The 23,511-nt window shown below is 60.2% G+C and carries 19 protein-coding genes and 2 pseudogenes; 16 read left to right on the top strand and 5 right to left on the bottom strand.

Going from position 1 to position 23,511, the window contains the following annotated elements:
- Positions 1-6 precede the first annotated feature (6 nt).
- The 13 genes and pseudogenes from ilvE (at position 7) to V6943_RS01915 (ending at position 14,271) form a co-directional block, all read left to right on the top strand.
- The gene (gene ilvE / locus V6943_RS01975; RefSeq protein ID WP_131649638.1) at positions 7-930 is read left to right on the top strand and encodes a branched-chain-amino-acid transaminase; all 924 of its coding nucleotides are present in this window, start codon (positions 7-9) and stop codon (positions 928-930) included.
- A gap of 81 nt (positions 931-1,011) precedes the next feature.
- Entirely contained in the window at positions 1,012-2,046 is a 1,035-nt protein-coding gene (gene waaF / locus V6943_RS01970) for a lipopolysaccharide heptosyltransferase II (RefSeq protein ID WP_340552445.1), read from the top strand.
- Positions 2,047-3,048: a lipopolysaccharide heptosyltransferase I gene (gene waaC / locus V6943_RS01965; RefSeq protein WP_181099699.1), complete on the top strand. Its 1,002-nt coding sequence runs from the start codon at positions 2,047-2,049 to the stop codon at positions 3,046-3,048.
- Positions 3,048-4,169 (top strand): glycosyltransferase family 4 protein, encoded by a 1,122-nt coding sequence (locus tag V6943_RS01960; protein WP_197444947.1) that lies wholly within the window; start codon positions 3,048-3,050, stop codon positions 4,167-4,169. Before waaC ends, V6943_RS01960 begins: the two co-directional genes overlap by 1 nt.
- Positions 4,166-4,978: a lipopolysaccharide core heptose(I) kinase RfaP gene (gene rfaP, locus V6943_RS01955; protein WP_197444948.1), complete on the top strand. Its 813-nt coding sequence runs from the start codon at positions 4,166-4,168 to the stop codon at positions 4,976-4,978. Before V6943_RS01960 ends, rfaP begins: the two co-directional genes overlap by 4 nt.
- Positions 4,975-5,712: a lipopolysaccharide kinase InaA family protein gene (locus V6943_RS01950; RefSeq protein ID WP_197444949.1), complete on the top strand. Its 738-nt coding sequence runs from the start codon at positions 4,975-4,977 to the stop codon at positions 5,710-5,712. The genes rfaP and V6943_RS01950 overlap by 4 nt, the downstream gene beginning before the upstream one ends.
- A gap of 112 nt (positions 5,713-5,824) precedes the next feature.
- A complete protein-coding gene (locus V6943_RS01945; protein WP_197444950.1) occupies positions 5,825-7,264 on the top strand; it encodes a lipopolysaccharide kinase InaA family protein in 1,440 nt (479 codons plus the stop codon).
- A gap of 99 nt (positions 7,265-7,363) precedes the next feature.
- A pseudogene (locus V6943_RS01940) lies at positions 7,364-9,149 on the top strand (carbamoyltransferase family protein).
- A complete protein-coding gene (locus V6943_RS01935) occupies positions 9,103-10,221 on the top strand; it encodes a glycosyltransferase (protein ID WP_340552443.1) in 1,119 nt (372 codons plus the stop codon). The pseudogene V6943_RS01940 and the gene V6943_RS01935 overlap by 47 nt, the downstream one beginning before the upstream one ends.
- A gap of 175 nt (positions 10,222-10,396) precedes the next feature.
- Positions 10,397-11,218 (top strand): hypothetical protein, encoded by an 822-nt coding sequence (locus V6943_RS01930; protein WP_340552442.1) that lies wholly within the window; start codon positions 10,397-10,399, stop codon positions 11,216-11,218.
- A 21-nt stretch (positions 11,219-11,239) separates the two neighbouring features.
- Positions 11,240-12,199: a glycosyltransferase gene (locus tag V6943_RS01925; RefSeq protein WP_340553012.1), complete on the top strand. Its 960-nt coding sequence runs from the start codon at positions 11,240-11,242 to the stop codon at positions 12,197-12,199.
- 53 nt (positions 12,200-12,252) lie between these two features.
- Positions 12,253-13,119: a DUF6625 family protein gene (locus tag V6943_RS01920; RefSeq protein ID WP_445324120.1), complete on the top strand. Its 867-nt coding sequence runs from the start codon at positions 12,253-12,255 to the stop codon at positions 13,117-13,119.
- Positions 13,120-13,149: 30 nt separating this feature from the next.
- Complete coding sequence (locus V6943_RS01915; RefSeq protein WP_340552440.1) at positions 13,150-14,271, top strand: glycosyltransferase; 1,122 nt, start codon at positions 13,150-13,152, stop codon at positions 14,269-14,271.
- Here the strand turns inward: V6943_RS01915 and V6943_RS01910 are convergent.
- Positions 14,223-14,852, bottom strand: coding sequence for a toluene tolerance protein (locus V6943_RS01910; protein ID WP_340553011.1), 630 nt, complete (start codon positions 14,850-14,852; stop codon positions 14,223-14,225). The genes V6943_RS01915 and V6943_RS01910 overlap by 49 nt on opposite strands.
- A gap of 97 nt (positions 14,853-14,949) precedes the next feature.
- Here V6943_RS01910 and V6943_RS01905 point away from each other — a divergent pair.
- The 3 genes and pseudogenes from V6943_RS01905 to hldE all read left to right on the top strand — a co-directional run.
- Positions 14,950-15,870 (top strand): annotated as a pseudogene (locus V6943_RS01905) (O-antigen ligase family protein); the annotation flags it as partial.
- 261 nt (positions 15,871-16,131) lie between these two features.
- Positions 16,132-17,943: a lipid A export permease/ATP-binding protein MsbA gene (gene msbA, locus V6943_RS01900; protein ID WP_231752162.1), complete on the top strand. Its 1,812-nt coding sequence runs from the start codon at positions 16,132-16,134 to the stop codon at positions 17,941-17,943.
- A gap of 178 nt (positions 17,944-18,121) precedes the next feature.
- The gene (gene hldE / locus V6943_RS01895; protein WP_340552439.1) at positions 18,122-19,543 is read left to right on the top strand and encodes a bifunctional D-glycero-beta-D-manno-heptose-7-phosphate kinase/D-glycero-beta-D-manno-heptose 1-phosphate adenylyltransferase HldE; all 1,422 of its coding nucleotides are present in this window, start codon (positions 18,122-18,124) and stop codon (positions 19,541-19,543) included.
- 14 nt (positions 19,544-19,557) lie between these two features.
- Here hldE and V6943_RS01890 read toward each other — a convergent pair whose 3' ends face one another.
- The 4 genes from V6943_RS01890 to V6943_RS01875 form a co-directional block, all read right to left on the bottom strand.
- The gene (locus V6943_RS01890; RefSeq protein WP_340552438.1) at positions 19,558-20,385 is read right to left on the bottom strand and encodes a hypothetical protein; all 828 of its coding nucleotides are present in this window, start codon (positions 20,383-20,385) and stop codon (positions 19,558-19,560) included.
- A gap of 147 nt (positions 20,386-20,532) precedes the next feature.
- Positions 20,533-21,423: a metal ABC transporter ATPase gene (locus V6943_RS01885; protein ID WP_340552437.1), complete on the bottom strand. Its 891-nt coding sequence runs from the start codon at positions 21,421-21,423 to the stop codon at positions 20,533-20,535.
- Positions 21,424-21,460: 37 nt separating this feature from the next.
- On the bottom strand, positions 21,461-22,276 hold the full coding sequence (locus V6943_RS01880) for an aldo/keto reductase (RefSeq protein ID WP_340553010.1): 816 nt from the start codon (positions 22,274-22,276) through the stop codon (positions 21,461-21,463).
- Entirely contained in the window at positions 22,273-23,445 is a 1,173-nt protein-coding gene (locus V6943_RS01875) for an NAD(P)/FAD-dependent oxidoreductase (RefSeq protein WP_131649653.1), read from the bottom strand. The genes V6943_RS01880 and V6943_RS01875 overlap by 4 nt, the downstream gene beginning before the upstream one ends.
- Positions 23,446-23,511: the final 66 nt, after the last annotated feature.

Below are 23,511 nucleotides of genomic sequence, written 5' to 3'. Positions count from 1 at the left end.
GCAACAATGTCGATGGCCGATCGTGATGGCGTGATCTGGTATGACGGTGAGATGGTTCAGTGGCGCGACGCGACCACCCATGTGCTGACTCACACCCTGCATTACGGCATGGGCGTCTTCGAAGGGGTGCGCGCCTACGATACGCCGGCTGGCACCGCGATTTTCCGCCTGCAGGCGCATACCGATCGCCTGTTCGATTCGGCGCACATCATGAACATGAAGATGCCGTACTCGAAAGAAGAGATTAACGAGGCGACTCGCGCCGCGGTTCGTGAGAACAATCTGGAAAGCGCGTACATCCGTCCGATGGTCTTCTACGGATCCGAAGGCATGGGCCTGCGCGCCAGCGGCCTGAAGGTCCACGTGATCGTCGCCGCCTGGCACTGGGGTGCCTACATGGGCGACGAGGCACTGGAAAAGGGCATCAAGGTCCGCACCAGCTCCTTCACTCGTCACCACGTAAACATCAGCATGACCCGCGCCAAGTCCAACGGCGCCTACATCAACTCGATGCTGGCGCTGCAGGAAGCCATCTCCGGCGGCGCCGACGAGGCGCTGATGCTCGATCCGGAAGGCTACGTCGCCGAGGGCTCGGGCGAGAACATCTTCATCATCAAAGACGGCGTGATCTACACCCCTGAAGTCACCGCCTGCCTCAACGGCATCACCCGCGGCACCGTGCTGACCCTGGCCGACGAGCTGGGCATCAAGGTGGTGGAAAAACGCATCACCCGCGACGAGGTCTATATCGCCGACGAAGCCTTCTTCACCGGCACCGCCGCTGAAGTCACGCCGATTCGCGAAGTCGATGGCCGCAACATCGGCATCGGCCGCCGTGGTCCGGTCACCGAGCGCATCCAGAAGGCTTACTTCGATCTGGTGTCCGGCAAGACCGATGCGCATGCCGAATGGCGGACATTGGTCAAGTAAGCCGCAAGCTGGAAGCCAGAAGCTGGAAGTGAAGACCACTCCCGCACTGGCTGCCAGCTTCAAGCTTATGGCTTCCAGCTTATGAATATTCTGATCGTAGGTCCCAGCTGGGTCGGCGACATGGTGATGGCGCAGACGCTGTTCATCTGCCTGAAACAGCGCCATCCCGATTGCCAGGTCGACGTACTGGCGCCGGAGTGGAGTCGTCCGATCCTTGAGCGCATGCCCGAGGTCCGCCAGGCCCTGAGCTTCCCGCTCGGCCACGGCGTGCTCGACATGACGACCCGGCGCAAGGTCGCACAGAGCCTGCGTGGCCAGTATGAGCAGGCGATCCTGCTGCCCAACTCGCTGAAATCGGCACTGGTGCCGTTTTTCGCCGGCATTCCCAAGCGTACCGGCTGGCGCGGCGAGATGCGCTTCGGGTTGCTCAACGATATCCGCAAGCTAGACAAGCAGCGCTATCCGTTGATGATCGAGCGCTTCATGGCGCTGGCCTTCGAGCCGGGCGCCGAGCTGCCCAAGCCCTATCCGAACCCGTCGCTGCGCATCGACAGCGAGAGCCGTGATGCGGCGCTGGCACGCTTTGGTCTGCGCATGGATCGGCCGGTACTGGCGCTGTGTCCAGGCGCCGAGTTCGGCGAATCCAAGCGCTGGCCAGCCGAGCATTTCGCCAAGGTGGCCGAAGCGAAGATTCGCGAAGGCTGGCAGGTCTGGCTGTTCGGTTCGAAGAACGATCACGCCGTGGGCGAAGATATCCGTCAGCGACTGATTCCCGGATTGCGCGAAGAGGCGCTGAACCTCGCGGGTGAAACCAGCTTGGCCGAGGCGATCGATCTGCTGTCCTGTGCCGAAGCCGTGGTTTCCAATGATTCAGGGCTGATGCATGTGGCCGCCGCGCTCGCCCGCCCGCTGGTGTCGATCTATGGCTCCACGTCTCCCGCCTTCACACCGCCATTGTCCGAGCAGGTCGAGGTCGTCCGCCTGGGCCTGGACTGTAGCCCTTGTTTCGAGCGCACCTGCCGCTTCGGCCACAACAACTGCATGCGCGAGCTCGAGCCGAATAGGGTGAACGAGGCGCTGGATCGCCTGATTCCTCAGCCGATCGAGGTGCGCTGAGTGAGGGTGTTGCTGATCAAGACCTCGTCGCTAGGCGACGTGGTGCATACGCTCCCGGCGGTGACCGATGCACAGCGCGCGGTTCCCGGCATCCAGTTCGATTGGGTGGTGGAAGAGGGCTTCGCCGAAATCCCCGCCTGGCATCCGGCGGTGGCACAGGTCATCCCTGTGGCGATTCGCCGTTGGCGCAAGCAGCCTCTGCAGACGCTTCGTTCCGGTGAGTGGCGGCGGTTCAAGGCGCGCCTGCGCGAGGCCCGCTACGATCTAGTCATCGATGCCCAGGGTTTGCTTAAAAGTGCCTGGATGACACGTTACGTCAAGGCGCCGATTGCCGGTCTGGATCGTGACTCTGCACGTGAACCGCTGGCCTCGCGCTTTTATGATCGCCGCTACGCTGTGCCGCGTGACCAGCACGCTCTGGAGCGGGTACGCCAATTGTTCGCCCAATCGCTCGGTTATCCCGTGCCCGAGACGATCGCCGACTACGGCCTGGATCGTAACCAGCTGGCGACGCCGGGCGAGGCCCCCTATTTATTGTTCCTGCATGGCACCACCTGGCCGAGCAAGCATTGGCCGGAGCAGTACTGGCGCGAACTGGCCGAGCGGATGAGCGAATTCGGTTGGGCGATCCGTCTGCCGTGGGGCAATGCAGACGAAAAAGCGCGTGCCGAGCGCATCGCTGATGGCTTGGCTGGCGTGTCGGTACTGCCCCGGCTGAATCTCGGCGGAATTGCCAAGGTCGTTGCCGGTGCGCGGGCCTGTGTTGCGGTCGATACAGGCCTCGGTCACCTCGCGGCGGCGCTGGACGTGCCGAGCATCTCGCTTTACGGCCCAACGCTCCCTGGCCGTGTCGGTGCGTACGGGCGCTCGCAAGTACATCTGTGCGCCAGCGGCCCGAATGCCGGCAAAGGCGATCGTCATAAACCCTGCTTCGACGACCTCTCGCCCGAGCGCGTCGCAAGCGAACTCAAGGCCCTGTTGCGGTCATCGGGGATGCACTGATGCAGTTGGCCTTCATTCTTTACAAGTATTTTCCTTTCGGCGGACTGCAGCGGGACTTCATGCGCATCGCGCTCGAGTGCCAGCGTCGCGGCCATGGCATCCGGGTCTATGCGATGATCTGGGAAGGCGAGGTGCCGGACGGCTTCGAAGTATTGATCGCGCCGGTCAAGGCCCTCTTCAATCACGCGCGCAATGAGCGCTTCACGGCCTGGGTCGAGAAGGATCTGGCGAAGCGCCCGGTGGACCGGGTCATCGGTTTCAACAAGATGCCCGGTTTGGACGTCTACTACGCGGCCGACCCCTGTTTCGAAGACAAGGCGCAAACCCTGCGCAACCCGATCTATCGCCGCTGGGGGCGCTACAAGCATTTCGCCGAATACGAGCGTGCGGTGTTTGCGCCACAGTCGAAGACCGAAATCTTGATGATCTCTGAAGTGCAGCAGCCGTTATTCGTCAAACACTACGCGACGCCGGCAGAGCGCTTTCATTTGTTGCCGCCGGGTATTGCTCAGGATCGCCGTGCGCCGGTCAACGCCGCAGAAATCCGCGCCGAGTTTCGCGAGGAATTCGAACTGCAGTACGACGAGTTGTTGCTGGTGCAGATCGGCTCCGGCTTCAAGACCAAGGGCCTCGACCGCAGCCTTAAGGCCGTGGCTTCACTCCCTCGCGACTTGAAAAAGCGCACTCGTCTGTTCGTTATCGGCCAGGACGACCCCAAGACCTTCCAGCTCCAGGCCAAGACGTTGGGCATTTCTGCGCAGATCGAGTTTCTCAAGGGTCGCAGCGATATCCCGCGTTTTCTTCTGGGCGCCGACCTGCTGATCCATCCCGCCTACAACGAGAACACCGGCACCGTGCTGCTGGAGGCGCTGGTCGCCGGGTTAGCTGTGCTGGTAACCGATGTCTGCGGTTACGCGCATTACATCGCAGATGCCGACTGCGGGCGCGTTGTGCCGAGCCCGTTCAAGCAGGATGATCTAGATCGTTTGCTGGCCGACATGCTGGCTGATGATGAGCAGCGCAGGCGCTGGGCAGAAAATGCGTTGGCTTATGCCGAGACCGCGGACCTCTACTCGATGCCGCAGAAGGCGGCCGACGTGATTCTGGCAGAACGCCCATGAAACTGATTCTTGCTGAGCCCTTCAAAACGCTCTGGGCGGGGCGTGACCCGTTCGAGGCCGTCGAACAATTGCAGGGCCAGGTCTACCGCGAACTGGAAGGCCGCCGCACCTTGCGTACCGAGGTCGATGGGCGTGGGTATTTCGTCAAGATCCACCGCGGGATCGGCTGGGGCGAGATTTTCAAGAACCTGAGCACTGCCAAGGCGCCAGTACTGGGCGCCGGGCAAGAGTGGCGGGCCATTCAGCGACTGCATCAAGCGGGCGTGCCGACCATGACCGCGGTGGCTTATGGCGAGCGTGGTGGAAATCCTGCGGCGCAGCACTCCTTCATCATCACCGAGGAGCTGGCGCCGACGATCAGCCTCGAGGATTACAGCGCCGATTGGCTGCAGAATCCGCCTGAGCCGCCGCTCAAGCGTGCACTGATCGCCGAAGTCGCGCACATGGCCGGCACCATGCATCGCGCCGGGGTCAATCATCGGGACTTCTATATCTGTCACTTCCTGCTGCACACCGACAAGCCAGTAATGGCCCTGGATTTTCGTCTGTCGCTGATCGATCTGCACCGCGCCCAGACTCGCAGCGAAACGCCACGGCGCTGGCGCAACAAGGATCTGGCCGGGCTATATTTTTCGGCATTGGGCATTGGCCTGACCCGTCGCGACAAACTACGTTTTCTGCAGATCTATTTCCAGCGTCCGCTGCGCGAGGCTCTGCGTGACGAGGCCCCGTTGCTGCGTTGGCTGGAAAGCAAGGCGGACAGGCTTCAAAGCCGTTATGAGCGCAAGTACGCGCAGGGTGCTCAATGAGTGGCTGGCGGGTCGTCGGCGACATTACGGCCGGCGCGGCACACGCGTTTGCCAGTCTGGATACGGTTTTTGCGCTTGAAGGCGAGCCGATCGCGCGCGACCCGCTCTCCGAGGTGATCCGCGTCGAATACGACGGCCTGCGCTACTACATCAAGCGCTACTGGGCAGCGGGTAAGAATCTGCGACGCTACCTGGGGCGCCCGCGGGTCAAGGCTGAATGGCAAAACCTCAAGCATTTCGAGCGCTGGGGCATACCCGTGGCGCCGCTGGTGGCCTGGGGTATGGAACGCCGCGCTGGTGCATTCGCGCGCGGCGCGCTGATCACCCTGGAAGTACCAGATACCTTGGACATGGCGGCGCTGGCCAAAGGCAACGACCCACGCCTGGGCGACCGGAGCTGGGTCGAGCGCATCAGCCGGCAGGTGGCATCTGCGACCCGTACCCTGCACGACCATCGCTTCGCCCATAACGATCTGAAGTGGCGCAACCTGCTGGTCAACGGCGCCGGTGAGCTGTTTCTGATCGATTGTCCGTCCGGCGACTTTTGGCGGGGGCCGCTGCTGCGCCGACGCATCGTCAAGGATCTGGCCTGCCTGGATAAAGTCGCCAAGCATCACCTGAGCCGCACTCAGCGGCTGCGTTTCTACCTGCAATACCAGCAACGCCCGCGTCTGGTATCGGCTGACCGCGCGTTGATTGACCAGGTGCTCAAGTACTTCGAGGGGCGTGAATGAGAGCCGAGCTGAACCCCGCCGAGGCCTATCTCAAGAAGGATGCCCGTGCTCCGGTCATCGATTCCTTGTTGGAGCGTATTGCCAGTCATCGGCAAAGCAAGGGCGCGCGTTCATGAATCTGACGGAACTCGCACGAGCCGGGCGCTCGCCGGCTTTGCCCTTGAACGTGACGCTACCCGCTGGCGAGCTGACGTTGCAGCGGTGGATGCGCGTATTGCCAGGGCAACGCTATGTCGCCAAGGCGCAATGGCAGGGCCGTGACGTGCTGGCCAAACTGCTGGTCGGTGGCAAGGCCGAGCGCCACTTCGAGCGTGAGCGGCGAGGCGCACGGTTACTGGCCGAGCAGGGGATGACCACACCCGCTTTGCTCGTCGAGGGGTTCGCGGCAGGGCAGGGCGGTTGGCTGCTGTTCGACTTCCTCACCGATGCCGAAAGCCTCGAACAGGCCTGGCGCGATGTGGCGCAACAGCCGCTGTTATCCGATGCGCAGCAGGCGGTGCTGGGTGAAGCGCTGGGCGCTGTGGCGCGCTTGCATTCCCGCGGCCTGTGGCAGAGCGACCTGCACCTGGACAACCTGTTGCGCCATGAGGGGCGGCTGTATCTCATCGATGGCGGCGGCGTGCAGGCGCAGACACCGGGCCAACCGCTTGATCGTGACAAAGTGCTGGCGAACCTTGGCGTCTTCTTTGCCCAGCTGCCTGCCAGCCTCGAACCGCATATCGAGGCGTTGCTTGTGCATTACGTCTTGGTCAACGGCGAGCATGCGCTGCCGCTGGAAGCCTTGCTGCGAGAAATCGCCAGCGTTCGGCGTTGGCGGTTGCGCGATTACCTTGGCAAGCTCGGGCGTGATTGTTCCTTATTCAGCGTAAGCCGCAGCCTCGGTCAATTGCGTGTCCTGCGCCGTGAGGATGAGCCGGCGCTGCGTGAGCTGCTGGCTGCGCCGGATGAGGCTGTCGAAGCAGGACGGGCGCTGAAACTGGGCGGTAGTTCGACCGTGGCCCTGGCCGAGCAGTCTGGACGGCAACTGGTCATCAAACGCTACAACATCAAAGGACTGGCGCACTGGCTGCGGCGTTGCTGGCGGCCGAGCCGCGCTTGGCACAGCTGGATAGAAGGCAATCGCCTGGCATTTCTCGGCATCGCCACGCCCCGGCCGCTGGCGATGCTGGAGTTGCGTTGGCTGGGCCTGCGCCGCCGCAGTTACCTAGTTACCGAATACAGCGCAGGCGAGGATATAATCGCTCGTTTCCAGCCGTATCTCTCCAGTTCACCGCCCGAGTCCGAATTGGTGGCGCTGGATCAGCTATTCGAAGCCATGCTGCGCGAGCGCATCAGCCATGGCGATATGAAAGGCACCAACCTGTTCTGGGAGCAGGGTCGCTGGGCGCTGATCGACCTGGACGCTGCGCAGCAACATAGTAGCGATACCCGCTTCGCCCGCGCCTATGCCAAGGACCGTGCGCGGTTTCTGCGCAACTGGCCAGCCGACTCAGCGCTATGTCGGTTACTGGATGCACGTTTACCGAAGGACAGCTTGAAGCCAGAAGCTTGAAGCTGGAAGAAAAGCCCTCCGGGGTTGAACTAGACATATTCGCTGTTGCTTCGAGCTTCCGGCTTCAAGCTTCAAGCTGCTTTTAAGAGGCTTCCAACCGTGTCATTGACGATTCTCGGCCTTTCCGGCGCCCTCAGTCATGATCCTTCCGCCGCCCTGTATGTCGACGGCAAGCTGATTGCGGCCGTCGAAGAAGAGCGCTTCGTGCGCGACAAGCATGCCAAGAATCGCATGCCCTACGAGTCGGCCAAGTTCTGCCTGGAGCAGGCCGGGATCAAGCCGAGCGATGTCGATGTGGTGGCGATTCCGTTCGCGCCCATCAGCATCTTTGAGAAGGCCCGTTGGCACTACGCCAAGCGCTACTGGTATGCGCCGGACCGCGCGCTGGACGCTATCCTCATGGGCAATCGCCGCTATCACCGCTATAAGAAGCGCATCCAGTGGTGCCTGCAGCAGCTCGGCTTCGACCTGAAGAAGGTCAAGCTGCAGCCGGTCGAACATCACCTGGCCCATGCCTCCAGCGCCTACCATTGCTCCGGCTTCACCGAGAAGACCGCCATCCTCGGCATCGACGGCAAGGGCGAGTACGCCACCACCTTCTTCGGCTGGGGCGAGAACGGCAAGATCCACAAGATCAAGGAATTCTACGATCCGGATTCGCTGGGCGGCCTGTACGGTGCGATCACGGAATACCTCGGCTTCGAGATGCTCGACGGCGAGTTCAAGGTCATGGGTATGGCGCCCTACGGCGATGCGGCTAAGTACGATTTTTCCCGTCTGGCGAAATTCGAGAACGGCGAACTGACCATCAACACCGACTACGCCAACGTCATCGGTTTCCGTCGCTACAAGGAAAAGGGCAAGGGCTTCTACTTCTCGCCCAAGCTGATCGACTGGCTCGGTCCCAAGCGCGAAGGCGACATCGCCGACGATCCCTACATCCATTACGCCGCCAGCATGCAGGCGCTGTTCGAGAAGCTGGCGCTGGAGATGATGGACTACTACCTGGGCGACATCATCAAGCAGACCGGTAAGATGGCCTTCGCCGGCGGCTGCGCGCTGAACGTCAAGCTCAACCAGAAGATCATCGCCCGCCCCGAGGTGAAGGAACTGTTCGTCCAGCCCGCGTCCGGTGATGCTGGCACCGCGGTCGGCGCTGCCGCCTACGTCTCGCACCAGCGTGGCGTGCCGGTGGAGAAGATGGAGCATGTCTATCTCGGCCCGTCCTATACCAACGAGGACGTGATTGCCGCCTGTGCGCGCCACCCCAGCCAGCCGGTGTGGCAGAAGATTGACGACGTGCCCGAGCGCATCGCCAGAATCATGGTCGATGGCAATCCGGTGGCCTGGTTCCAGGGTCGCATGGAATTCGGTCCGCGCGCCCTGGGTGGGCGCTCCATCATCGGCTGCCCGAGCATTCCGGGCGTGGCTGACCGGATCAACGAACAGATCAAGTTCCGCGAGCGCTGGCGCCCATTCTGCCCCTCAATGCTCGATACCGTGGCTGAGCAGATGCTAAAGGTTGACCATCCCAGCCCGTTCATGACTTTCACCTTCGAAGTCAATGAAGAGTGGAAAGAACGCGTCAGCGAAGTCGTCCACGAAGACGGCACCTCTCGCGCCCAGGTGCTCAAACGCGAGTACAACCCGCGCTGGTATGACCTGATGGTCGAGCTGGAAAAATTGACTGGTAATGGCGTCTCGCTCAATACGTCGCTCAACCGCCGCGGTGAGCCGATGATCTGTTCGCCGACCGATGCATTGAATATGTTCTATGGGTCGGATCTGCAGTATTTGATCATGGAAGATATATTGGTTGTGAAAGGCGACAAGCTGGCATGACAGCGTCCGATCCATGGGTTTTGCAGTTCTGCCATGGCTATGACGGCCCGTTTCTGGATTGTGCGCGTCAGTACGCCGCGCTTTTCACAGGCACGCCGTACAAGGTCTGTACCGTCTACCTGACCGGGTCGCCGAGCGACGAGGTCATTCACGGTTCGGCTTCGGATGAGGTGATCTTTCTCGGCTACGACAGCAAGGATGTGCGTGGGCTCAAAGTCGGTGCCATGCGCCGGCTTCGCAGCATCGCGGCCAAGCGAGATTATCGGTTATGCATCGCTCATCGGTTCAAACCGATCTACATTGCGTTGCTGGCGACCGGGCTGCCGGTGGTTGGCGTACATCATGCCTTCGGCGTTTATAGCCGGCCCATGCGACGTTGGTTCGTCAATCGCTTCCGTGCCCGCTTGCTGTTGCTCGGCGTTTCCAATGCGGTGCGTGACGAGATGCGTGCTGGTCTTCCCAGCTGGGAAAGCGCGCGTATCGAAACCCTTTACAATCGCATCGACGTCGCCGCCGTGCAGGCCGAGCAGGTCTCCCGCCTCGATGCCCGTACGGCGCTGCGGTTGCCTCCGGATGCCTGGGTAGTTGGCAACGCCGGCCGCCTGCACCCCGACAAGGATCAGGCCACCCTGATACGAGGCTTCGCCCAGGCATTGCCACAACTGCCCGCCGGCAGCCTGCTCGTGATCATGGGTAGCGGCCGGTTGGAAGTGCCGCTTCGCCAACTGGCCAAGGACCTGAATATCGCAGATCAGGTGCGACTTCTCGGACAAGTGCGGCATGGTAGGCGCTACTTCAAAGCGTTCGATCTCTTTGCGTTGACCTCTGACCACGAGCCATTCGGCATGGTGCTGCTTGAAGCCATGGCGGCAGGGCTGCCGGTGGTCTGCACCGATTGTGGCGGTGGGCGTGAAGTGGTGGAGGGCATCGGAAAGGTATTTCCTTTGGGGGACAGCGATGCGTTAGCTGCTGAGTTGGTGGCAGCGGCACAACCGGATGCTGGTTTGGCCCGACCGGCAGCCACAACTCTCGAGCATCTCACTGAACATTTTTCCGATGCACGTGCGCAGCGTGATTTCAATGCGATATTGTCGAAAGGGTTCTTTCACGGATGATCGACAATTGCACGCCTGCTGACCGAGGTTTCAAACAATCGAAAGTTACTAGACGGCAGCGCCATGCTTCTTTAACTTCGCCAGCGTATAGCCAGATCTGCGACTGTGCCTGCAACGTGCCGTTGAGTATGGATCTAGCGCTGCGCAGTATGCGGCCTTACGCGTTGAATAATGCATGAAAATAGCAGTCGCATTTTTCGGTATTCCCCGCAACAGTTCCATTTGCTTTCCCTCTATTGAGCAGAACATCTATCAGCACCTGCCAGGCAATGCGCAGGTGCGGTCTTACTACCACCTTTACGAGCCCCAGCTGGTCAATAACCCGAGGTCTGGGGAGAACGGTTTCATTGGCGAGTCCAATTATCTGCCTTTCGCTCGTATGGACGGTCGCCTTGAGGAAGCTGGCGCCTGCCTGAAACGCTGGGATTTCGACGAGATCAAGCAACACGGAGATGTATGGCGGGACGATTTCAAATCCTTGTCCAACCTGATACATCAGTTGAACTCTTTGCATGCGGTAACTGCGCTGGTCGATGGGTTTGATCCTGACGTCGTGCTTTTCGTACGTCCCGATCTGCTCTATCACGATGCCCTGCCCAGGTTCGTGCTCAACGCCTGTGCATCAGACCGCCGCGCGGTCTACATCCCCCATTGGCAATGGTGGAACGGTCTGAACGATCGTTTTGCTGTTTGCGGTCGTGACGTCTATGCCGCTTACGGTCGTCGTGCAGAGCTTATGATTTCTTTCTGTCTGCAGGAGCAGCGTGGTCTGCATGCCGAACGGTTGCTGCGTTTCTCCGTGGGCCAGGCTGGCGCTTTGGTGCGCACACTTGACATGCGGGCATCTCGGGTTCGACTGAGTGGGGAGTTGGTCGAGGAAACTTTCTCATCCAAGCATTCCATGGGTCGTCGAGAGAGTCGTTTCGTGCTGCCGATGGCGCGTTTGCGCTCGCAGTTCGACAAACTACGGTATCGGCAGGGCGGTACGCTTGGCTGATTTATGGAAGACCGTCCAATGCTGAAAGTTCTGCTACTTGTGCAAAAAGAACAGCGCGTCATGCTTGACCGCTTGTATGAAAGTATTGCGCAAAATTGTGAATGCGACACTCGGTGGCTGAGTCGTAATGAACAGGCCAATTTGAAGCGCTACTTCGCCGAGAGCGTAAACCCGCAAGGGTATAACCGCATTGTGTTCTTCGTGCGCTTCAAGCAGGAGATTCGGCAAGTTGGCTTCATTCGCAGTGTGCCGAATCTGGTGATACTGGAGCACGACGCTTATCAGAACTACATCACCTGCAAATACACCGGGAAGTTCAGCGCACACTATCGGCGCTTGCCGTGGGTGCGTGTAATCAGCTCTGGTTTCATGGTCAGCGAGCGGCTTCGCCAGGAAGGTTTCGATGCAGTCTTCGTCCCCAAGGGTTACGACCAGACATCGCTGCGCGATCTGAGGCAGGAGCGAGATATCGAGCTGGCCTTCGTCGGCAGCACCAAAAGCGGCGCCTATAGCGAGCGCAAGGCGTTACTCGATGAGCTGGCAAAAGTCGAAGATCTGGTCGTTACACGCACCAATTCCGGCGAAGACTATTGCAATACCCTCAATCGTATTCGCTTCTTCGTCAGTGCCGACGTCGGCATGGGCGAATACATGATCAAGAACTTCGAGGCTATGGCTTGCGGTTGTGTATTGCTGGCGTGGGATCAGGGCGAAGCGGAAAACAAGGCGCTGGGTTTCGTCGATATGGAAAACCTGGTGCTTTACCGCAGTGTCGATGAGCTGCGAAGCAAGCTGGTGATGTTGCGTTCGGATCCCGACCTGGCGGCGCGCATCGCTTCTGCGGGTCGGGCCTTGGCGGAGCGGGAGTACAGTTTCTCGCGCATCGGGCAGCGTATCGTCCAGTCGTTGGATAAGCCGTTGCGGGACCGCCCGCCGATGGGCCTGTGGGATCGACTGCGCCTGTACTGGAGGCTAAAGTGAATCAATCACGTATTCGCTTGCTGATTCCCTATTTCGGCCGATGGCCGTTCTGGATGCCGTTTTTCCTGCAGACCTGCAAGCGGAACGCCGATATCGACTGGCTCTTTTTCAGCGATTGCGGAACGCCAGACGACCTTCCGGATAACGTACGGATCGTACCGATTTCGTTTGCTGACTACTGTCAATTGGTCAGCGAGCGTCTGGGCATATGCTTCAAGCCGACCAATCCTTACAAGCTCTGCGATATCAAGCCTGCGTTAGGGCATATCCACGCCGAGTATCTGGATGGCTTCGGCTTCTGGGGGTTCAGCGATATCGATCTCGTCTACGGTGACCTGCGCGGCTATTTTTCCGAGGAGCGGCTCGCACGATACGATCTACTGTCTACCCACGCACGTCGCGTTTCGGGGCATTTGTGTTTGCTGCGCAATAACGAGCGCATGCGCCAAGCGTTCATGCGCGTTCCCGGCTGGCAGGCCTGTTTCGAAAATCCCGAGCACCGCGCATTCGACGAAGCGGCATTCAGTCGATTGTTCATTCGACGAAAAAACTGGCCCGAGGCGCTTCGGCGGGTGGCCGATCGCTTCAATCCGTGGCGTCGATGCAGTGAATTCAACGAGGCGTTCAGCACGCCGCACGCGCGGGTTCCATGGCTCAGCGGTGGCTTCGATTTCCCCGACTGCTGGATATGGAACGATGGGCGGCTGACCAACAACCGGGATGGTGCGCGAGATTTCCCCTATTTCCACTTCATAACCTGGAAGAACGCCAAGTGGTCCGGCCGTTCCCCGGATTTGCTGATGCAACCTCAGGATCTCGCCGCTAGGCCATCGTGGTGCGTTACCGAGCAAGGGTTTCGCACGCCTGACGGCGTGTTTGCCGCTACCGAGCGGAGAGCGGGTACCGATGACTCGCTTTAATCCCGGAGCCATCATGCTGGAGTACTCGGCTTGAGCATCGTCAGTATCGTGTGGTCTTCCGGCAAGGCGCATGCCTCGATCCATCAGGTGCATGAGCAGATCCTTTCCCTCGTGGCTGATAAGAGTGAGGTCCACACCTGGATGCTGATGGGCCGAGAGGCTGCGAGGGATCCGGGTTGTGGGCAAACGCTGCATTGGCGGTTGAGCGCGAAGGCGCTCAAAGGCCGAGGTGTCTGGAAGCTCTTGCAGTGGTGGCTGCAGCGGCGCCTCGCCCGCGAGATCGAGCGGGTCAGTCCAAAAGCGTTGTTGCTCGATGGCATTGGCGTGGCGCGGCTGATCATTCCGGTGGTGGCAAGACTGAACCCGGAGCTCCAGGTCGTTGTAGTGTTCCACGGGCAGAGCCGCATACGCCGGAGCGATTCGAGGTTGTTCGGCACGATTGCCGCGCCTCGCCTGAAACTGGTCGCGGTGTCCGAGGCGCTCGCCGAATCCCTGGGCGCGAAGCTGGGGAGAACAGTATCCGCTACGCGAACAGCGATGAATCCGCACACATTCAAGCAGGCACTGATTTCCCGCGACGAAGCCAGGATGAGGTTGGGCGTTGATAGCGCATGCATTGTCTTGGGCGCGGTCGGACGGCTGGTCGAGGAAAAGGGCTTTCTGCCGTTGCTCGATGTACTGAGAGAGTTGTCGCGCACGCGGACGGACATCCACCTGGTGCTTGTGGGCGACGGGGAGCAGCGATCGGAACTAGAGTCACGTATCCGGTGCCTGGGCCTGGAGCGAATGGTGACGCTGGCGGGGCATCGCCAGGACGCTGCACAGCTGTACCAGGCGTTCGACGTGATGTTGATCCCGTCCCGCAGCGAGGGGTTGGGTTTGGTTTTGCAGGAAGCGGTGATGGCGCATGTGCCGGTTGTGGCCAGTGATCTGCCAGTCTTCGTCGAGCAGTTGGGGCTCAGAGGCATTTACGTCCCGCCGAACGATGTGTCCGGCTGGGTCGCGGCTATTGAGCACGTACTCGATTCGGATCGGCGATCACTCGCCGGTGAGCAGGATCATCAGCTCGCACCGGAGGTCGCCTGGGAGCAGTTCTGCAACAGTTACGCGGAACTGCTGACCGAAGACTCGGACCCGGTCAGAGCATCGTAGAACTGCGAAAACGGAAAGGCGTTCTGAAATTTTTCACGTTCCAAGTATCGGCTGAAGTGCGCCAGGTTGCGTCGGATCATGTGATTAGGTAGCGATCGACCCAGGAAGCGCATGTCGGCGATATCGATCAGCCCCAGCGAACCGTGCGGGGTGAGGACGATATTGCCCAGATGCAGCGAGCGGAAGTAGATGCCCTTGCGGTGCAACTCGCGTACGAAGCGGATCAGTTCAGGCAAGATCGGCGTCCAGCTGAATTCAGGCTGCTTGGCGAGCTGAGTTAGCGAATTGCCTGGCAGCGGGGCGTAGAGCACCGCGCTGGCCGACTTGTCGGGAAGCTCGTATAGCGCCTGGACGCTCAGCGTGGCGATGCCAAGAGCCTGGAGGCGTTCGGCGTTATTGGCGAAGCGGCGCGAGTAAGGACGTAAAAGTGCTGAGGATAGCCAGCGCTTACGACGAAAGATTTTTAGAAACTGACCGTTCTCAAGCTGCAGGACTTTAGGGCCCAGGCCATCCGCCTCGAGAACGGCCGCATTATGGGTGAGCTGTTGCAAGTCTCGCTGGCATAATTGGCTTACGTGCATTGTGGAGAGGGCCTTAAGCAGTGTACGAACGTCGAGCAGGGCGTGCATTCTAACATCGCTGATACTGGCGCATTTTGCTGTTTTCCGAAGGGGTAATATGGATAGCCGTCGCATAGGGCTGGCCTGGCTGACGCTGGGTTTGCTCTGGTTTTTGCTTGGTATAACGTGGATTTCGACGGCTAAGCTTTACCAACAAGGCTTGATTGTTCTGTTCTGGATTCCAGCTATCTGGTCGTCCTGGTCTTATCGCGCATTGCTACTCGACCTCTGGCGGCAGGAAAAGCCGCTTGTGGCGGCATTGTTTGCATTGGTCGCGTGGGCTGCAATCAGCGTGTTCTGGAGTGCTGCCGAGGAGCCTGCGCGCGAAGCCAAACGACTGTTTTATGTGCTGTTTTTCCTACTGGGTTTGGTTTGCCTAGGGCAGACACCATCGCGTGTCGTCTCTGTCCTGCGGTGGGCTGGTTTCGGTCTGGCACTTGCTGCGCTGGCCGCGTTGATACAGCGCTATGGGCTCGAGGCGAAGCCCTGGGCATGGCGGGCGCAGGGGTTCGGCCTGCTCGATCATCCGATTATTGGCGGCTATGTATTTGGCATGGCGCTGATCTGGTGGTTCTGTTTGCCACCCAGGCGGACTGCGCTGCGGGTGGTCTGGGCGGCCGGTTTGTTGGCGCTTTTTACGTTCATCGTGATGACACAGAGCCGTGGTGTATGGGTTGCCCTGCTGGCCAGTGTGCTGTTGATGCCTGTTTGGCGGGTTGGACGGGCCGGTTTGATCGCGGCCGTCTTGCTACTTTTGGTGGCTGCCGTCGGTTACTGGTTATTTGGCAACTATGTGGTCGCTAGAGGCACCTCTTATCGCCCCGAAATCTTCGCTGCAAGCCTAGGAATGGTCGCTGATCGGCCCTGGCTGGGTTTAGGGTTGGGGAGCGAGTACCAAGTCGAAGCCTTGGGGCGCATGTTCGACCATACTCATAACCTGTTTACCCATGTGGCTTTAGAGCTTGGACTTCCCGGTCTCGTGCTTTGGTTGGCAATCTGGGGTCGCAGCTTTGTCATCGCGATACAGGAGCGGTCAACGACTCTTGGTAGCGTGTTGTTGGGTATGCTGTTGTTCAGCACAATGGCGCTATTGTTCGATGGCGCGAACCTGTGGGACTCTCCTCGCCCCGAGTGGTTCTTGACTTGGCTGCCGGTGGGTCTAGCGCTGGGGCTGAGGGCAGGGTCGGCTACCTCACTGTGCTACCATTTCCGCCCTTCGACATATGAGTTGCATTCTCCTATGAGTGGCTCACCCCTGAAGGCCGACACGGCTTCAAGTCTAAGCATCTACCTGAGGTTGCTGCGCTACGTGCTCCCCTATTGGGGGCTATTCGCAATCAGCCTTCTCGGCTTCCTCCTTTTCGCCTCCACCCAGCCGATGCTGGGCTACATCCTCAAGTTCTTCGTCGATGGATTGAATAACCCGGATGCTAGCTTTTTCGCCCAGGTGCCTCACCTGAAAGAGCTGGAATGGCTGGCCGAGCTGAAGCTCCTGCAGGCCGTGCCGTTGTTGATCGTGCTCATTGCGTTGATGCAGGGCATTGGCTCATTTTTCGGCAATTATTTTCTAGCCAAGGTTTCGCTGGGCCTGGTTCATGACTTGCGCGTCGCGCTGTTCAACAACCTGCTGACGCTGCCCAATCGCTACTTCGACAGCCACAACTCCGGCCATCTGATTTCGCGTATCACCTATAACGTGACGATGGTCACCGGTGCAGCGACCGATGCGATCAAGGTTGTGGTGCGAGAAGGCATGACAGTCATTTTCCTATTTGGCACGCTGCTTTGGATGAACTGGAAGCTGACCATGGTGATGGTGGCGATTCTTCCCGTCATTGGTGTCATGGTTTCCAGCGCCAGCAAGAAATTCCGCAAGCAGAGCAAGAAGATTCAGGTCGCGATGGGTGATGTCACCCATGTCGCTTCCGAAACCATTCAGGGCTACCGAGTCGTGCGCAGTTTTGGCGGCGAGAGCTACGAGCAGCATCGCTTCTTCGGCGCCAGCACGGATAACACCGCCAAGCAGCTGCGCATGGTCAAGACTAACGCGGTCTATACGCCAACCCTGCAGTTGGTTATCTACAGTGCGATGGCGCTGCTAATGTTCTTGGTTCTGTTGTTGCGCGGGGATGCATCGGCGGGCGATCTGGTGGCCTACATCACGCTGGCGGGTCTGTTGCCAAAACCGATCCGGCAGCTTTCGGAAGTCAGTTCGACGATTCAAAAGGGTGTGGCTGGTGCAGAGAGCATTTTCGAACAGTTGGACGAGGCCCAGGAAATCGATAGCGGTACGCTTGAGCGTGATCGGGTCAATGGGCGTCTCGACGTCAGTGGCCTGAGTTTCGTTTATCCCGGCACCGATAAGCAGGTGCTGCATGATATCAATTTCTCGGTGGAGCCGGGGCAGATGGTGGCGCTGGTCGGACGATCTGGCAGCGGCAAGTCGACCCTGGCGAATCTGATTCCTCGCTTCTATCACCATGATCAAGGGCAGATTTTGCTGGATGGAGCGGATATTCAAAGTTACAGGCTGCGCAATCTGCGCCGGCATATCGCGTTGGTCACTCAGCAGGTCACGCTGTTCAACGACACGGTTGCCAATAACATCGCCTATGGCGATCTGGCCGGCGCACCGCTGGAAGATATCCAGCGTGCGGCCCGCGACGCCTACGCCGATGAATTCATTGAGCAGATGCCTGAGGGTTACCAGACCCAAGTTGGAGAAAATGGCGTACTGCTGTCCGGCGGCCAGCGTCAGCGCTTGGCCATCGCCCGTGCGCTGTTGAAGAACGCGCCGGTACTGATTCTGGACGAGGCGACCTCGGCGCTGGACACCGAATCCGAGCGGCACATCCAGGGTGCGCTGGATCATGCGATGACGGGGCGCACCACGCTGGTGATAGCGCACCGCCTGAGTACCATCGAAAAGGCCGATCTCATTTTGGTGATGGAGCAGGGGCGTATCGTCGAGCGTGGCACGCATGCCGAATTGCTTGTGGCCAATGGCGCCTATGCCAGGTTGCACGCAACACAGTTCAAGGATGAGGCCTAGGCTGAACGGTGGACCTGCCGAATGACGCAGGCCAAGGTCTGTCAGGTTCGGCCGGTTCACTGCGCCGCAGGTCCGCAACGCTCTGCAATCGCCATGCTCTCCCTGTGTTTACGGCAAGAATTCGCCAGTCCCATGCTGCTATGCTTTGCAGCGTTTTTTCTTCCGCCCCGGAGCCCTCATGAAACTGTCCATGCCCCGTTTCGACCAAGCCCCCGTTCTGGTAGTGGGCGATGTCATGCTCGATCGCTACTGGCATGGCGGCACGTCGCGGATTTCGCCGGAGGCGCCGGTGCCGGTGGTCAAGGTCGAGCAGATCGAGGACCGTCCCGGTGGTGCGGCCAACGTCGCGCTGAACATCGCGGCGCTGGGCGCTCCGGCTGCGCTGGTGGGGGTGACCGGTGAAGATGAAGCGTGCCAAAGTCTGGCCGACAGTCTGGCGGCAGCCGGTGTGCAAGTGCATTTCCAGTGCATCGAGCATCAGCCGACCATCGTCAAGCTGCGGGTGATGAGCCGCCATCAGCAACTGCTGCGCATGGACTTCGAGGAAGCCTTCGAAACCGATGCGGGAGCATTGCTCGAGGATGTCGAAGGATTGCTGGCTGGCGCCAAAGTGCTGGTGCTGTCCGATTACGGCAAGGGCGCGCTGAAGAATCATCAGGCGCTGATCGAGGCTGCTCGCCGCCGTGGCATTCCGGTGCTGGCCGATCCCAAGGGCAAGGATTTCGAAATCTATCGTGGCGCCTCGCTGATTACGCCGAATCTCGGCGAGTTCGAGGCCATCGTTGGGCGATGCGCTGACGAAGTCGAACTGGTGGCCAAGGGCGCTGAGCTCATGCAACAGCTGGAGCTTGATGCGTTGCTCGTAACCCGAGGCGAGCATGGCATGACGCTGCTGCGTCCGGAGCACTCTCCGTTGCATTTGCCGGCGCGCGCACGTGAGGTGTTCGATGTCACCGGAGCTGGCGATACCGTCATTTCGACCCTGGCGGCAGCCATCGCTGCGGGGGAGGAGCTGCCGCAGGCCGTGGCGTTGGCCAATCTGGCCGCCGGTATCGTGGTTGGCAAGCTGGGCACCGCCTGCATCAGTGCGCCTGAGCTGCGCCGTGCCGTGCAGCGCGAGGAGGGTTCAGAGCGCGGGGTGATGACGCTCGAGCAACTTCTCACCGCGATCGAGGACGCCCGCGCCGAAGGCGAGAAGATCGTTTTCACCAACGGCTGCTTCGACATTCTGCACGCCGGTCATGTGACCTATCTGGAGCAGGCCCGCGCGCAGGGCGATCGACTGGTCGTTGCGGTCAACGATGACGGCTCGGTGAGTCGCCTGAAGGGGCCGGGCCGGCCGATCAATTCGGTCGATCGGCGCATGGCCGTGCTGGCAGGCCTCGGTGCTGTCGACTGGGTCGTTTGCTTCGCCGAAGACACGCCGGAAAAGCTGCTCGCCAAGGTCAGACCGGACGTGCTGGTCAAGGGCGGCGACTACGGCGTGGATCAGGTGGTCGGGGCGGATCTGGTCACCGCCTATGGCGGGGAGGTGAAGGTGCTGGGGCTGGTCGAGAACAGCTCGACCACGGCGATCGTCGAGAAAATACGTACTCGTTGATAGCCAGGCATCGGTCAGCCTGTTACTAGCACGCCGTGGCTGTGTAGTAGGCGACGCTCCTTGCGGCCGATCTTCTCATGCTTGCTGATGACATAGGTGTGCCTGAAGCGAGCCGGATCAATACAGAGCTTGGGCATGACCTCGTCGACCAGGCGGTCATAGGTGGGCTCGTCGACATACTGGTTGATTTCTCGCTGAAAAAAATGGCCGTACATGAAGCCCAGCACTTCAGGTTCGTGTTCAGTGGCTCCATGTAGGCAATTTTCGAAGTCGATGACTCGAAGTGTTTCATGGCGGGAATTGATCATGACGTTGCCCGCCCACAAATCGAGATGATAAATCCGCTTCTCATGCAGCTCGCGGAACAGTGTGAAGCAGTTCCTCAGAAAGGGCACCGGATCCTGCTGTCCTAGCCACTGATGGCTAGGAAGATAATGTTCCAAAAACTCGAATATCAGCGAGACATTACTTACCAAGCCAAGCTGCTTGCGGTAGGCAAAACCCAGAAGCCGGGCAGTCGGCGCTTGTAACTCTTCCGCTCTGATGGTGTTAAGCAGTTCGGCAACTTCCCAATCCAATCCGCCCTTTCGTCGTTCAATACCAAGCGTCGTACGCAGACGTGACTGAAAGCCGGTAAGGCGCGAGCTTTTGATGAACAGGCGGTTTTCGGGATGCTGGACCTCAAGGGTTGACCGCGAACGATTGTTGGAAGCCAATTCACGAAAAGCACGCTGTAGGGCGGCTTTTAGCTCGGTGGAAGGTGCCTGCGCAGTGAAGAGTCTGATCGCACCCAGATTGACTTGAAGGGGAAACTTGCCAGCGAGCCGGGCGGCTTTTCGCATGTTCTATCCTTGGAAGCGTAGCGCGTATATGTAGTGATGGCGAAATGGAAGTATACGTAACGAAATAAACAAATCGTACCTTTGGCACGACGGACGGTGAAAATACAATCAGCAGGGCTTCTGTTTACTGAGTTTTCAATTGATTTTTCAGCCTGCTGTTCCACTGGAAATTATTGAATGACACCATTCCCTCCAGCGGATGCGCTCATCGCGAACCACCCAGCCCTCCTGCTGCGTAAAGCTCTCGGCTAGCCATAGTCCCCGCGTGCCTAGCGTGGTGAGTTGGCCGTTGCGCAGTTGCAAGAGCTGCTCCTGCGGCTGGCCTTCATGCAGCGGGACCAGATAGAGGTCGGGCCGGCTACGGTCCAGTTGGGCGACCAGCTTGTCGCCCTCGAGCCGCTCGTCGACATGAAACAGGCTGAGTTCGCGGGTTTCCTTTGGCAGATCGAGGCGCATGTCATAGATCAACTGCAGGGAAGCGGTTGGCAGATGGACATAGGCCCGCGGGCGTTCCATCAAGGTCATCTGGCCGCATTGCACCGGTTTGGCCGAGCCGGATAACGAAGCCAGATTGAAATGCACCGCCTCGCGATAACGCAGGCTGCCTTGGTAAGGTGCGGGCAGCCAGGTATCGCCAAACCGCCCGGCGAGCCAGCCTTCGGGCGTTTCCAGCAGGCATTCTTCAGCGACTTCGTGAATCGCGGTCAGCAGCGGCAGGCTGAGCTCATGAGCTGGCACGTAACCGGAAATCAACTTGAGCACGACGTCGCCGCGGTCCTGGCGTTGCTGGCGCACCAGTACCCAATACTCCCGCCCCTGCCAGCAAAGCGTTAGGCGTACCGACACTCCGAGGTTGGCCAGTTCGATATCGAAGCGGCTCGGATCGTCAACGACCACGGGGCGGCGGCGCTCGAGCATCTCGCTGAAATTGAGCGGCCGCCCGAGGCTCTGGTACCGCAAGCCTTCGGGGCTGGCCTCGACGAGCAATGGCAGGGTTTTGAACGTGCTCGGGTTCTTGCGGATCAACACGCGCGGCATTCGGCTCCTCCTGACGTAGGCGGCCGTAGGGCCGTGATTATCGTTGTTGGGACAAAACCGCTGCAGCGGTACGCACGTTATCTGACAGGTGGTTCGGGTTTATGGTGCCGATGATGGCGGCGCCAACACCTGGATGCGCGAACAGCAGTTCGAAGCTCGCTCGCACCGGATCTTCGCCGGTTTTTAGGCAGACGTGCCCGCTGGCCAGCGCTTTTTTGACCAGGATGCCCTTAGCGTGTGACTGAGCGTAGTTCAGAACAGGCCGCTCGCTCTGCTCGTTGAGGTTGTAGGTCACCATCGCGCAGTCGCCCTGTTCGAGCGCGAACAGGCCGCCTTCGACGGTCTTGCCGGACAGTCCGTAGCCGAGAATCTTGCCCTCGCGCTTGAGGTCTGCGAGGGTCTCGTAGACGCCGCTGTGCTGGAGAATTTCCAGGTCGCGTCCGTCCGAGTGCACCAGGACAAGGTCGATGCGGTCGGTCCGCAACCGCTGGAGGCTGCGGTCGACTGAACGTCGGGTATGGGCAGGCGAGAAATCAAAGTGCGATTGGCCATCGACGAATTCTTCGCCGACCTTGCTGACCACCACCCAATGGTCTCGCTGGCCCCGCAATAACGACCCCAGACGTTGTTCGCTGAGCCCGTAGGCGGGCGCGGTGTCGATCAGATTGATGCCCAGATCGCGGGCCAGTGCGATCAGTTGGCGCGCCTGTTCATCATCCGGAATGCGAAAACCGTTGGGATATTTGACGCCCTGGTCGCGACCCAGCTTGACCGTGCCCAGGCCCAGCGGTGACACGCTGAGCCCGGTGCTACCAAGAGGGCGGTGCAGCTCGTGCAAGGTCGTTGCCATCAGAGCAATCCTTCCCAGAAGGGTGCGGTAACCGTTGGGCGTGGCAGTTCGGGTAGCGGCGGACGCGGTTGCGGATGGATATTGTCGCGGGCCAAGGCGGCCTCGACGCGGTCGGCGAAATCGGGGGATAGTGCCAATTTCGTCGGCCAGCCAACCAGCAGCCGGCCCTGTTCGGCGAGAAATGCGTTGTCCGGTCTGGCCAGCGCTGACTGAGCCGGCTCGGCCCGGTCGATCCGCAGCGTCGCCCACTTCGCCGCGGACAGGTTGATCCAGGGCACCAATTCCGCCAGCTCCTTTTTCGCCGCGGCGATCTGCGCCGCCTCGTCGCGCGCGACGCCGTTGGCCTCGGCCAGATCGCCGCCTAGATACCAGACCCATTCGCCGTCAGCGGCCGGATGGCTGGTCACGGTGATGCGTGGTTTGGAGCCGCCGCCCAGGCAATGTGCATAGAGGGGTTTGAGCGTCGCCGCCTTTACCATGACCATATGCAGCGGGCGCTTTTGCATCGCCGGCTGCGTGAGCCCCAGCGCCTCCAGCAGCTCGGCGTTGCCCGCGCCGGCAGTCAGGACGATGCGCTGCGCGGTTATGGAGCGACCATCGACGATCAGACCGGTCAGTTCACCATTCTCCCGCAGCGGCTCGATCCGGTCGGCCTTCAACAGGCCGGGACCGGCAAGCTCCGCGAGGCGCTGGATCAGGCTCGGCACGTCCAGCACCAGTTCGCTGAGCCGATAAACCTTGCCCTTGAATTTCGGGTGCTGCAGCGCCGGTGGCAATTCGTCGCCCTTGACCTGGCCGACCCGCGAGCGCACCGCCTTGCTGGCGAAGAAGCTGGTGAGATTGCCGGTCAGAGTGCCCGGCGACCAGAGATAGTGCGCATCGGAGAGCAGGCGCACGCCGGAAAGATCCAGCTCGCCGCCGCCTTGGAGTGCTTCACGCCAGCGCCGGGGCATGTCGGCGATAGCTTCCGATGCGCCGGTCAGCGCGCCGGACAGCGCATACTTGGTGCCACCGTGGATGATCCCCTGGGATTTGACGCTCTGCCCCCCGCCAAGCACGCCCTTGTCCACCAGCAGCGTCGAATAGCCTTGCCGGCGCAGGCGCGCATTCAGCCACAGACCGGCAACGCCACCGCCTACGATCAGGACATCGGTGCTTAAGGAGTCGGGCATGTGTAAACCTCGCCTGTAAAGCGTAAATACGGGCCGGCAGTATAACCGTCGTCGTAGTCGTCGCAG

It is taken from the genome of Pseudomonas sp. CBC3 (genome assembly GCF_037967085.1).
GTDB lineage: Bacteria > Pseudomonadota > Gammaproteobacteria > Pseudomonadales > Pseudomonadaceae > Stutzerimonas.
The sequence above is the reverse complement of the archived record's forward strand: the minus strand, read 5'-3'. Positions and strand labels throughout refer to the sequence as shown.

Bases quoted from the DNA above. Each gene is read 5' to 3' on its own strand.
- ilvE (WP_131649638.1), top strand. From the start codon at position 7: ATGTCGATGGCCGATCGTGATGGCGTGATCTGGTATGACGGTGAGATG.
- waaF (WP_340552445.1), top strand. From the start codon at position 1,012: ATGAATATTCTGATCGTAGGTCCCAGCTGGGTCGGCGACATGGTGATG.
- V6943_RS01960 (WP_197444947.1), top strand. From the start codon at position 3,048: ATGCAGTTGGCCTTCATTCTTTACAAGTATTTTCCTTTCGGCGGACTG.
- rfaP (WP_197444948.1), top strand. From the start codon at position 4,166: ATGAAACTGATTCTTGCTGAGCCCTTCAAAACGCTCTGGGCGGGGCGT.
- V6943_RS01950 (WP_197444949.1), top strand. From the start codon at position 4,975: ATGAGTGGCTGGCGGGTCGTCGGCGACATTACGGCCGGCGCGGCACAC.
- V6943_RS01945 (WP_197444950.1), top strand. From the start codon at position 5,825: ATGAATCTGACGGAACTCGCACGAGCCGGGCGCTCGCCGGCTTTGCCC.
- V6943_RS01935 (WP_340552443.1), top strand. From the start codon at position 9,103: ATGACAGCGTCCGATCCATGGGTTTTGCAGTTCTGCCATGGCTATGAC.
- V6943_RS01930 (WP_340552442.1), top strand. From the start codon at position 10,397: ATGAAAATAGCAGTCGCATTTTTCGGTATTCCCCGCAACAGTTCCATT.
- V6943_RS01920 (WP_445324120.1), top strand. From the start codon at position 12,253: ATGCCGTTTTTCCTGCAGACCTGCAAGCGGAACGCCGATATCGACTGG.
- V6943_RS01910 (WP_340553011.1), bottom strand. From the start codon at position 14,852: ATGCACGTAAGCCAATTATGCCAGCGAGACTTGCAACAGCTCACCCAT.
- msbA (WP_231752162.1), top strand. From the start codon at position 16,132: ATGAGTGGCTCACCCCTGAAGGCCGACACGGCTTCAAGTCTAAGCATC.
- hldE (WP_340552439.1), top strand. From the start codon at position 18,122: ATGAAACTGTCCATGCCCCGTTTCGACCAAGCCCCCGTTCTGGTAGTG.
- V6943_RS01890 (WP_340552438.1), bottom strand. From the start codon at position 20,385: ATGCGAAAAGCCGCCCGGCTCGCTGGCAAGTTTCCCCTTCAAGTCAAT.
- V6943_RS01885 (WP_340552437.1), bottom strand. From the start codon at position 21,423: ATGCCGCGCGTGTTGATCCGCAAGAACCCGAGCACGTTCAAAACCCTG.
- V6943_RS01875 (WP_131649653.1), bottom strand. From the start codon at position 23,445: ATGCCCGACTCCTTAAGCACCGATGTCCTGATCGTAGGCGGTGGCGTT.